Annotated in this window: 10 protein-coding genes and 1 pseudogene; 3 read left to right on the top strand and 8 right to left on the bottom strand. The window is 49.4% G+C overall.

Annotated features, from left to right (window positions below; translation table 11 throughout):
* Nucleotides 1-192 precede the first annotated feature (192 nt).
* The 6 genes from WEB64_RS16555 to WEB64_RS16530 form a co-directional block, all read right to left on the bottom strand.
* Entirely contained in the window at nt 193-1443 is a 1251-nt protein-coding gene (locus WEB64_RS16555) for a zonular occludens toxin domain-containing protein (protein ID WP_368065689.1), read from the bottom strand.
* Nucleotides 1443-1778 carry a hypothetical protein gene (locus tag WEB64_RS16550; RefSeq protein ID WP_368065688.1) on the bottom strand — a complete coding sequence of 112 codons (336 nt, stop codon included), beginning with the start codon at nt 1776-1778 and terminating at the stop codon, nt 1443-1445. The genes WEB64_RS16555 and WEB64_RS16550 overlap by 1 nt, the downstream gene beginning before the upstream one ends.
* A gap of 1 nt (nt 1779) precedes the next feature.
* The gene (locus WEB64_RS16545; RefSeq protein ID WP_368065687.1) at nt 1780-2967 is read right to left on the bottom strand and encodes a hypothetical protein; all 1188 of its coding nucleotides are present in this window, start codon (nt 2965-2967) and stop codon (nt 1780-1782) included.
* A gap of 68 nt (nt 2968-3035) precedes the next feature.
* The gene (locus WEB64_RS16540) at nt 3036-3269 is read right to left on the bottom strand and encodes a major coat protein (RefSeq protein WP_368065686.1); all 234 of its coding nucleotides are present in this window, start codon (nt 3267-3269) and stop codon (nt 3036-3038) included.
* A gap of 231 nt (nt 3270-3500) precedes the next feature.
* A complete protein-coding gene (locus tag WEB64_RS16535) occupies nt 3501-3845 on the bottom strand; it encodes a DNA-binding protein (RefSeq protein WP_368065685.1) in 345 nt (114 codons plus the stop codon).
* The gene (locus WEB64_RS16530; protein WP_368065684.1) at nt 3845-5017 is read right to left on the bottom strand and encodes a replication initiation factor domain-containing protein; all 1173 of its coding nucleotides are present in this window, start codon (nt 5015-5017) and stop codon (nt 3845-3847) included. Before WEB64_RS16530 ends, WEB64_RS16535 begins: the two co-directional genes overlap by 1 nt.
* Nucleotides 5018-6266: 1249 nt before the next feature.
* On the opposite strand from WEB64_RS16530, the gene WEB64_RS16525 reads away from it, so the two are divergent.
* A complete protein-coding gene (locus WEB64_RS16525; protein ID WP_368059801.1) occupies nt 6267-6548 on the top strand; it encodes a DsbA family protein in 282 nt (93 codons plus the stop codon).
* 39 nt (nt 6549-6587) lie between these two features.
* Nucleotides 6588-7466: a haloalkane dehalogenase gene (locus tag WEB64_RS16520; RefSeq protein ID WP_368059799.1), complete on the top strand. Its 879-nt coding sequence runs from the start codon at nt 6588-6590 to the stop codon at nt 7464-7466.
* Between the two features lie 316 nt (nt 7467-7782).
* Here WEB64_RS16520 and WEB64_RS16515 read toward each other — a convergent pair whose 3' ends face one another.
* Nucleotides 7783-8496 (bottom strand): RES family NAD+ phosphorylase, encoded by a 714-nt coding sequence (locus WEB64_RS16515; RefSeq protein ID WP_368059797.1) that lies wholly within the window; start codon nt 8494-8496, stop codon nt 7783-7785.
* On the bottom strand, nt 8496-8885 hold the full coding sequence (locus tag WEB64_RS16510) for an MbcA/ParS/Xre antitoxin family protein (protein ID WP_368059795.1): 390 nt from the start codon (nt 8883-8885) through the stop codon (nt 8496-8498). The genes WEB64_RS16515 and WEB64_RS16510 overlap by 1 nt, the downstream gene beginning before the upstream one ends.
* A gap of 419 nt (nt 8886-9304) precedes the next feature.
* On the opposite strand from WEB64_RS16510, the pseudogene WEB64_RS16505 reads away from it, so the two are divergent.
* A pseudogene (locus tag WEB64_RS16505) lies at nt 9305-9475 on the top strand (cupin domain-containing protein); the annotation flags it as partial.
* Between the last annotated feature and the right edge of the window lie 244 nt (nt 9476-9719).

Genomic DNA, 9719 nt, shown 5'->3' with positions numbered 1-9719 from the left:
GCATTGGCCTCCCTAGGCCCCCTCTCGGATAACATAACGTAGTTCATTATGCGCACTTTAAAATATGACGTCACACAGGAATATCAGTGTGAATACAATCACTTTGCGCCATGGTAGATAATATTTTGTGCACTTGATATGCCGTTAACTGCCCGTCTCCCGCTGCGCAGAATCCGAGCAGTTAACGGCATATCATCGATGTTTAGCAGAATGTCGTTCTTGTGCTCTAACTTGCTGCAATTTCCACTGATATCGCTCTTGCGAAGTCATTTTAGGAAGCTCTACAGGCGGTTTTTCAGGTGCGCAATAAGTCGTATAAAGCCGCGTACTTTGTAATCTGTCCTGGGTCATAAGGAGCAATTCACACTTACTTACCATCCGAACAACCAGACCCTGAGCGCGGAGCCCATCGACATTAAAACGGGCATCGCCGTCGCTAATGCTACTGTAAATCACTTCGCCGTGGCTATCAGTCGCAACCCCATCGAGAATAAAACCAGAAAATTTATCAAGCAGTGTTTCTATCTCTTTTTCATTAGAGCTTATATTTTTGACCGCATCATCCGCTTTACCGATTTCAGGCTTGGCGATCGCAACAGGCTGCTCTAAAACAGTGACAGGATCTGATTGCATAAAACTGGCCATAGCAGCTCCGGCAACAATGCCACCCGAAAGCATAAATACCTTTGACCATTTCCGAAAATAGATTTTTGTAATTCTCATGAATGTTTTCCAATCTCTAGGGCGTTGATAACGACCATGCGTATACCATGGCGGAAGAATTGAGTGTATTCCGTGAGGATAGTTGTCACGAAAAGTTTGCTTTGTGTCGTAAGACGAATAGAGGTGCGTTCCCACATAGCTCATAGTATCGACCTTCGGGGAATGCGGAAGATCCCCCAGGCGGACAACGCAGACATGCATTTTAGGTTTCGGAATAGGTCGACCAAAAATGAGCTTAGAAATAGCATCAAAAAACGGAATAGACATCTTGTCGACACGGCGACAATAGCCGACATGTTCAGAAACGGATTTGCGTGCCTGTTTATCGATCATCGAAATATCTTGAACCAAAAAAATAATATCCCAACCTAATTTTCTGGCATAAAGCAGCCATTCAAGCAAACCCTTACGATCTTTGTCATTCCAGTCACGAGCATTAAACCACGTACCGCACTCATCGAGAACAATAAGCCCGTTTTTGCTCTCATCGTAGGAGGTATTACCGGAGCCAAGAGCATACATATCAGATGCTTTAGGCTTGTCCGGAATCCGAAGAAGTCGCACCTTTTTAGCTTTTCGGTTAAACATATGGTGCATATAAATATCTAAATTTGTTGCAACTGGGCAACCTCGACGAAGACGGTCCTGAATCTGAGCAACCGATATCAAGGACTTGCCTCCCCCAAGCTTTCCTGTAATGAAATAAACGCCGCTGTTCACTAGTTGACCTTTATATCAATGGCTTTCAAATGAAGGGAATACACCCAACGTGCAACATGCACTGTAACTATAGCAGTGGTACAAGCCGCAATATTGGCAGGAAGGAATAAAAAAGCAGTCTGAATTTCATCCGGCATCGAAACAGCGACAGAGCTAATAGCAGAATCAACGACAGACACGAACACCCCGACTGCAACGGCAATGGCTGCAACGCCGGCAACAACAAGAGCAATACGCTTAGCACTCCAGGCGGAAAAATAGCCAAGGGCTGAAACGGCGGCGGTTCCGATACCAGAAAGAAGGCCACCAACTAGAGGAACCAAAGGCAATGGCATATCAAGACCTCACAGGTGTAGTCAGAAGTTGAAAACAATAAATAGCCGTTATAGCGTAAAGAATCCAGGCGAGGATACTCCGAAGAAGGTCAGTGTCTTCACAGGAAACAGTGAAAGTGCCAAAACCTAGAATATCAGCAGCATAAGCCACGCAAGAGCCTTGAGGCATGAGAGACTCAGCAAGGCCCGGGACGCCACCGAGATTGTCAGAGCCAAAAGGATTCGCGTTTATGCCAGAAGTAAGTCCGTCAATTCCTGTGGAATCGATTAATCCAGGAACAGCGCTGTCGATCTTTGAACCGGCCAAGGTCTGATCTAATAAACCACCTTCGCCGAGCTTATCAAACTTTTTATTGAGGTTCTTAAGCTCTTGGAGCTGATCACGCGCAGTAGCTTCGGTTGCTCTGTCAGCGTCCTGAGTAGGTAATAAAACAGGATCAACCTGGTCAGAAGGATCCCCCCCTTCCGCAGGATCTCTCGAATCGAACATATCGTTTGAATCGTCGCCATCAAGATTCCCACCATTATCTGGGTGATCCGGCGAATCCTCCTCTATATTTTCCCCATCAGGAGTAAAACAAACACGTTCCCCATTGAAATAACCACAGCCCTCCTCTTCTGGCGAGACACATGAAAACGTTCCGTTCTTTTCACCACAAACCATTTCCGGCGTAGGACAGATGGTATTTCCATCCGCAATATAACAACCCGGTTCTTCACTGACGCAAATTTGTGAGCCAGTTTGGAGATCTAAAACACAACCGGGAGGAACTTCGTCTGATGGATCGTCCTCACCAATATAAACGCATTGGTCAGCCATAGTTTCTATAGTTGTAAAACATATTTCCTCAGGAGGAACGCATTCACCGCTAACATCGTCGATATAATTAGGGGATAGACATTCAGGAGGGGCCGACTGACATGTCTGTGTTGTAGAATTATAGACCTCTGGATAAGAACAATGAGCCTCTTCTAAATAAGACCACTGTTTTCGATAATAACCGGGTTCACCATAATTAACGGTGTAATACCCAGAGTAAGGGCCTGACAAATAGCAGGAACCCGTATAGGTTGTGGTTGCTGCATAGGCGTCACATTCAGACCATGCTGTCTGTGGGTCAGAAACGGTTACAGCATGAGAAAAAGCGGGAAACAACAACAGGGCAAAAAGAAAATAAAATCTCGTCATCGGAATCCCTACCCAACTATCAAAAAAAAGGGGCCGAAGGCCCCAAGCGGAGAAAGCGAAGGCCAGTTTTAGCTAGCTGCTTTTTTTGCGAACTTCTTAAACAGGCCCAATACGATAACAGCACTTGTGAGTGCAATAGCCAGAGGCCATGCGAGATCAATCAGCTCCAAACCGTCAGTCTGAATTTGAGTGAAAGCAGTAGCTGCGCCAAGAGGAAGAGCAGCGTAGACATTGCCCACAGAAGCAGCGACTACAGTGAATACACCCGCAATTTTTGTAGCAACAAAAGTTTGTTTGTTCATGAACTGGATACCTCAAAAAGTCGTTTATAAAATAGGATCAAGTAAGACCCTGTGAAGCCGGTAACCCAACACATTAGTGCTAGTCCAGCAAGTTCTGCTGCATCTGCTTCCATTAGCGTTGATGCCCTGCAATCCATCCAAGCCCCACCAATACAGCAGCCGCGTGAATGCACCCAAGAAGATAGAGATCAGACAGTTTTACACTGACCTCTGTAAGTAATTCGACCTCAGTCACGAGATTGATTTGCCAATCGCCAACGGACGACCATGGCCATGAAGCATACGGATAGAACCCCGCTTGCCATTGTTTTCGTATTCGTTGATCCAGAATGGAACACTGACGAACTGCCCTTTTAACTTGGCGTATTCGTTGAATATTCCGGCATCAACTTGCGCCTTTGACAGCCTGAAATCAGTGGTGACGAGATCCGGCTCGTCGTAACCATTCGGACGCTCGACCTGAACGCCAATAGTCCATTCAGTTTTGCTTCCACCATCATCGAAAGTGCGAACACGGGACTTTGCACCCATGCACTTACCCGTTGTCATATCACCCATAATCTGTTTTTCGTTCATTACGCATTGCTCCTCTGTTTAATTTGCTCTTGCACCCAATCAAGGCGAAGAGAGCCAGAACGGCCAATATGCTCATACGGAGGTATAGGACGCTCAACCGTATGAATTTCTTTATATAAATGCGGATGAGTAACTTGAGATTGAATAATTTCAGCCGACTCGTGATGCTCCGGGACTGTCCACGACATGCGACCCGGAACGCCCGTTCTGATGAGTTCTGAAACAATCTGATCAGGCGTCATACCGCGATTAATCATCATGTAATTAACTAGCGATCCGTAAGCGCGACGACCATGCAAAACCAAATGGCTGTACTCTATTGATTCGCGCTTTTTTTTTGACTTGATGCCCTGACGAGCTGAGGAAATCCACTCAAGTGCCTGATAGGCACCCGAGATATATTCTTTCGGAGAAATAAGCACTTCGAGAGGAACATCGTATTGTTTGCTGTTGATTTCCAGCTCCCAGCGTGTCCAGGGCGATGTCTTATCACCCAGCTGTTTGCCTTTTTCGTAAATACGCAACATCTTGCCGGTATCGCGGGAACCGATGTTCAAGGTGCTGCCCTTGCCTGACCCCATATCGTCGATAAAGTTGGCACCGGGAGGCAGGCCACGGCCCTTGAAATCACCGTGGTAATACTGGTCGCGGGCGCTCTGTAATGAGCGTTTGCCCACGATGTCATCATAGGCAATGTCAACGCGGGTGATCCGAGGATTGTAGTCCGCCATGACGACAGAGAGCGCGTGATAGACCTGCTTCCAGTTGACGACCTGACGGCAACCCTCACCACTGAGATAGACCTGTATGCGCTCGTGGCGCGTCTCAGTGACACCCTGACTGTTAACCACTCGGTTATTGCCTCCGAAGGCCACGAAACCCGCTTTATTTTCAAGCTGGATCGAATTGCGGAAGAAATTACGACCGCTGCCGAATTTTTCAGTTAAACGGATGGAATGAGGACCGAAGATAGTAGCAATAAGAGACTGAAATGCAGCCCAAAAGAAGAAATTATCATTCGATTCCGGAGACTCAAGACCGGAGGCAACAAGCTGCCAATTAATAGGAGAAAGATCAGTCAACGCGCCGAGATCGAACGTAAAGGACAGCGTGTCAATTGAAATGTCGCCGCTGTCGTATGATTGGCGCTGAAAGTAATCTTGAAGTACCATTAACTCGTATCCTATGAAGCGGATATCAACAGGATCGGGAGAGTTAGCGCTCTGCCCTTTCCGCGAAGGCCCTGACTGTTACCGCAGCCGGGGCCTTTTTTTTGCCCTTTCAGCTACAATGTTTCCATGTATGCATGAAACTTTGTTAACCGATGTATGCGAGTATACACATGAACAGGCAACGTGCAACATGTAATCATGTAAACTTGGGTGAAATTATGAAACGAGCAGAAAAGATGCCTTCAACGCTACGGCTAAAGCCGCAAGAGCAGGAACTTTTAAGGAAGAAAAACATAGAAATTAACAAGGTGTTAATCGGAAATGACCACTCACCGATAAGCGAAAGTGAACTTCTACACATAGCGCTTGAGTTAACACTAAGACACATAAAAGCCGGAAAAGATGGGAATATATTCCTCGACTTATAATGCCAAGGCAGCGGCCTGAGGCCGCTAACTGCAACTACCACTACCAGTGGTGCGGCCTACGGCCACTGACGGTACTGCTTTGCCCTTCCAGGCAATCGCCTACGGCGACCGCACTACCTGACCCGAGTTGTCTGAGACTTTACCCACGTATTACTCCCCGTGGGATGGTGCCTGGCTCAGCGCGATCAGAGCAAGAGCAGCCAGCAGGATCAGCAGCACGCGCCCTGACGGCGGCATGACGGCTGAGTCACACAGTCGTGACCACCAGAGCGAGGAAAGATACCACCGCTCAGCAAGAGGGCGAGCAGAGCTCCAAGAGGCTCAGGACGAAGGGAGGGGGTCTTTTGAATGTCGAAAAATGCCTGTCAAATATTTATTATCTATATGAAAATAGATAATGATTATTAAATATTATACTTGACAAGCCATAGTTGGTACGTTTATTTAATTGGCACACTTATTGTATATATACAACTATCATGCCAAATCAAAACGTGTGCCAACTATTATCTGTCAAGTATTTTTATCTATAATATTTTTTGCCAAAAAAAAGACTTGGTATTAACCAAGCCTATCATTAGATCTAACTTTTATCGATAAACCTACAATACTGAAATCGATACACTGACGAAACCACTAAACAGCCTCTAAGCGCGCCTAATGCACGTTATGTGTAAATGCGGGTCAGGGGTCATGTTATTATCCCTGCCCCGCATTGGCCTCCCTAGGCCCCCTCTCGGATAACATAACGTAGTTCATTATGCGCAGTATGATAGGATTCGCTACAGTAAGCTCCAAAACCAAAATGATCTGTTAATCCCATGAAATCAATACACAAGGATGTCGGCCTGCAGTTGGTCTACATCGGATTACCAACCTACTCAACATTGGTCTATCTTCGCGTGGAGACCATTTTCACAGGACTTCCCACCGCTGTGGTCATTATCGGCTTGAGACGCGAAATCGAGGATAACCAGCAGATGCTTGCCGACGCTGGTCATTGGGGCGTGCCCACATTTGTGGTAGATGGCGAGCCGTTTTTCGGCCAGGATCGGATCGATACACTAAAATGGCGGTTGGATCAGATGGGCCTCGGAAAATAGCCGTGCCGTCTTCACACTTGACCCAGAGGAGATCAATTTATGCTGTCTGAAATCATGCCCTACCAGAAGAAATTTGCTCGTGTAAACGGTAAGCAAATCGCCTATCTTGAGGAAGGCAGCGGCGATCCTATCGTGTTGCTGCACGGCAATCCCACATCCTCCTTTCTGTGGCGTAATGTGGTTCCTGAACTTGTATCGTCAGGCCGTGTCATCGTCCCAGACCTTATCGGCCAGGGTGATTCCGAAAAACTTCCCGCCAGCGACGGCCCCGGGCGTTATACGTTGGAAGTGGCCTACAATTATGTAAACGGTCTTCTGGAAACGATCTGCGCTAACGAGAATGTCACCCTGGTGATTCATGACTGGGGTAGCGGCATCGGTTTTCTCTGGGCAATGCGCAATGCCGCGGCCGTCAGGGGTATAGCCTATATGGAGGGCATCGTAATGCCCGTGGAATGGGCGGATTGGCCAGAGAGCGCAGTGGGGATTTTCAAGGGCTTCCGCTCTGAAAAAGGCGAAGACCTGATCCTCAACCGCAATATGTTTATAGAGGACGTTTTACCCAGCTCGGTGATCCGGCAGCTCACACAAACAGAGATGGATACCTATCGTGCTCCTCATCGTAACGCCGACGATCGTCAGCCCCTGCTCAACTGGCCCAGGCAGTTGCCCGTCGAGGGGGAGCCCGCAGATGTTGTCGCTCTGGTGAATGATTACGGCGCTTTCATGGCCGGCAGTTCCATCCCCAAATTATTCGTCAATGCCGAGCCGGGATCGATCCTGATCGGGAGACAACGCGAGTTCTGTCGTAGTTGGCCGAACCAGCAGGAAGTCACTGTTAAGGGGCTGCATTTCATCCAGGAAGATTCACCGGTAGATATCGGTCAAGCCGTAGCAAACTGGCTGAAGACGATCTAGGTAGACATTTAAGCATCCTGATCCCGTGCATGTCGCACAAGCTTGGTTAACCAGGAACCACCAGCTCCACCTTCGCGATCCGAAGCCGAAAACTGGAATACCATTGCTGGTGGTCAAGGCGCTGGGCCTCTTGCAGTAAGGTATTTAATCGATCCGACAACGTCATCAAGTCTGACCCTGACACCGAGTTAGGTTTACCCAGAGCTGGACGACGAATTTAGTACTTTGTGTGGAAACTGAAATCAGCTCGCTATTCTAGGATTTACTTTAAGGTTGTTTAGCACTTTGTGTGGAAATCGTGCCGTAAGCTTTTGATTTACGGTTGCAGAGATTTAGCACTTTCTGTGGTCGTCCACTCATCCACCGTCAACACAGCAACGATCTGCTGGCGATACCCGCTCCACACATACCGGAAGTGGCATCCCTGAACAGGGATGGTCACCGTCCTGGGACGGAAAGCAGCCACGCACTCGCCACCCGGGTCTCTGACACTTCGGTACAGTAAGCCGTGGCTGCCTTCGGCTCGGAGGCTTCTGGCTAATTCTTGGGAGGCATGGTAATGATCGCGATCGTGTATGACCTCGTAACCCTCACCACGAATGTCATGCAGAGGCAAAGCCACCTTATTGATGTACTGACGCAGGGTCAGTTCGGTATCCGGCTCACGGGTCGCCGACAGAAAGCGCTCCCGGTGATATACCGTCTCGGCAATAGCAGTTTTCAGAGCCCGGGCGCCGTAATACACGCCGTACCGGCCATCGGTAAAGCGGCTGGACAAACCGACGTGGGTAAATGCCGCCATAACCGGTGTAGAACCAGGTCCTGAAACCCTGTCCTTTTCCAATACCCGGCGAAGGTCGCCGACCTCATCTTTCAGGCGATCGTTGGTCAGTGATTCGATGGCGAAGACAATTTCAAGCTCTTCGGCGTCTGCCACTGTTTCAAACAGGTCAATGGGCGGAAAGTGACTGGGAACGATCCGATGCAGACCGTCCCATGCTGGCAGAACAGTCTTTGGGGCTAGTGACATCAGCCCCGCATCCCGTCCAGATAGCGACGAACATCGGCCAGATTCACCACCCCGCCTTGAAGCATCACGCTCAGCGCCGACGCATCCCCAAAGTCTCGATTCGACTTCCTGGGCCAGGCGCAGGCCTGAGCTTCAGTCGGGAACAGCAGACGCAACGCCTTGTAGATGCCCATCACATAGGAGACGCGCTCAAGGGTATCCTTCGGGATCACCGGCCCCTCGCCATTACGCCATTTGTAAAACGTGGAGTTGGCAGGTTCTCCCAGAAGGACGCGTTCTTCCTGAGCTTTGAGGCCCCAGGCGCGAGTGATGTTGAAGAATACCTTCAGCGCCGTGTTCGAAACCTCTCTTGAGTCTTTTTCATGCAGAATCTCTTGGGCTGCGTTCATGAGGCTTGTCCTTCGGGTGGCATTTTATGTGGTAATGATAATCTCTGTGGATAATATATACAATATTATTCTCTGTGGAAATAGTGCAGCTCCCCCTGTAAACATCCCTGCATGCGCGCGTTGGTTTGATCCGGCGCGAACTCATGATAGCCCGGGAAAATTCGTGACCAGTGTATTGGCGTCGGAATGTCGTCCTTGGATTCTTCAGGACGTATTCCTCAAGCCCTCCAATGATGCCGCCCAGGCTTTACTGCGAGCTAAAAGCTGCCGGTTAATCGCCCCTCGAGGTTTCAGTGCGACCCGCCCGTTGGCGAGAGCTTCCGCCAGCGCGTGGAGGTTACCCCTCAGGGCTGCTTCGGTCGTGCAGATCTATGATGTCCCGCTGAGCGTTACTGCCTGAAGGCGGGCTCGCGCGTATTGTGCACGGTGGAGGCGGCACCGAGACCCGGCTGGTATGCGGATTCCTGGGTAGTGACCTGCCGCGCAACCGGCTGATTGCCAGTTTGCCGAGGGTTTTCAAGCTGTCGCTACCGGAGGCGGCGTCTGGTCGCTGGATTGAGAGCTCGCTTCGTTTTGCCGCGGAAGAGTTGACGCTGCGGAATACTGACTCCGTCAATCTGCTGGCCTCGGCCGCCCGCCAGGAGGGCTCTGTCAGCCACGAGGCGCGGATGTTGACATGCTCCGGCCGATCTTCTCCTATGACGAGCAGCTATAGTGCGACGATCCACCAACCTCAAAGAGCTCCGGCGGTTTCAGCCTGTAGTATTTGTTCTCCACGCCCTTCGATTGCTCGGCGTATGGCTGCGTCATGACTTCCTGCAGTTCTCGCAGTAA

Source organism: Marinobacter sp. (genome assembly GCF_040882185.1).
In the GTDB taxonomy this organism is placed as follows: Bacteria; Pseudomonadota; Gammaproteobacteria; order Pseudomonadales; family Oleiphilaceae; genus Marinobacter.
The sequence above is the reverse complement of the archived record's forward strand: the minus strand, read 5'-3'. Positions and strand labels throughout refer to the sequence as shown.

Excerpts from the sequence above, each read along its gene's own strand:
- WEB64_RS16550 (WP_368065688.1), bottom strand. The coding sequence starts at position 1,778 with ATGCCATTGCCTTTGGTTCCTCTAGTTGGTGGCCTTCTTTCTGGTATC.
- WEB64_RS16545 (WP_368065687.1), bottom strand. The coding sequence starts at position 2,967 with ATGACGAGATTTTATTTTCTTTTTGCCCTGTTGTTGTTTCCCGCTTTT.
- WEB64_RS16540 (WP_368065686.1), bottom strand. The coding sequence starts at position 3,269 with ATGAACAAACAAACTTTTGTTGCTACAAAAATTGCGGGTGTATTCACT.
- WEB64_RS16535 (WP_368065685.1), bottom strand. The coding sequence starts at position 3,845 with ATGAACGAAAAACAGATTATGGGTGATATGACAACGGGTAAGTGCATG.
- WEB64_RS16530 (WP_368065684.1), bottom strand. The coding sequence starts at position 5,017 with ATGGTACTTCAAGATTACTTTCAGCGCCAATCATACGACAGCGGCGAC.
- WEB64_RS16525 (WP_368059801.1), top strand. The coding sequence starts at position 6,267 with ATGAAATCAATACACAAGGATGTCGGCCTGCAGTTGGTCTACATCGGA.
- WEB64_RS16520 (WP_368059799.1), top strand. The coding sequence starts at position 6,588 with ATGCTGTCTGAAATCATGCCCTACCAGAAGAAATTTGCTCGTGTAAAC.
- WEB64_RS16515 (WP_368059797.1), bottom strand. The coding sequence starts at position 8,496 with ATGTCACTAGCCCCAAAGACTGTTCTGCCAGCATGGGACGGTCTGCAT.
- WEB64_RS16510 (WP_368059795.1), bottom strand. The coding sequence starts at position 8,885 with ATGAACGCAGCCCAAGAGATTCTGCATGAAAAAGACTCAAGAGAGGTT.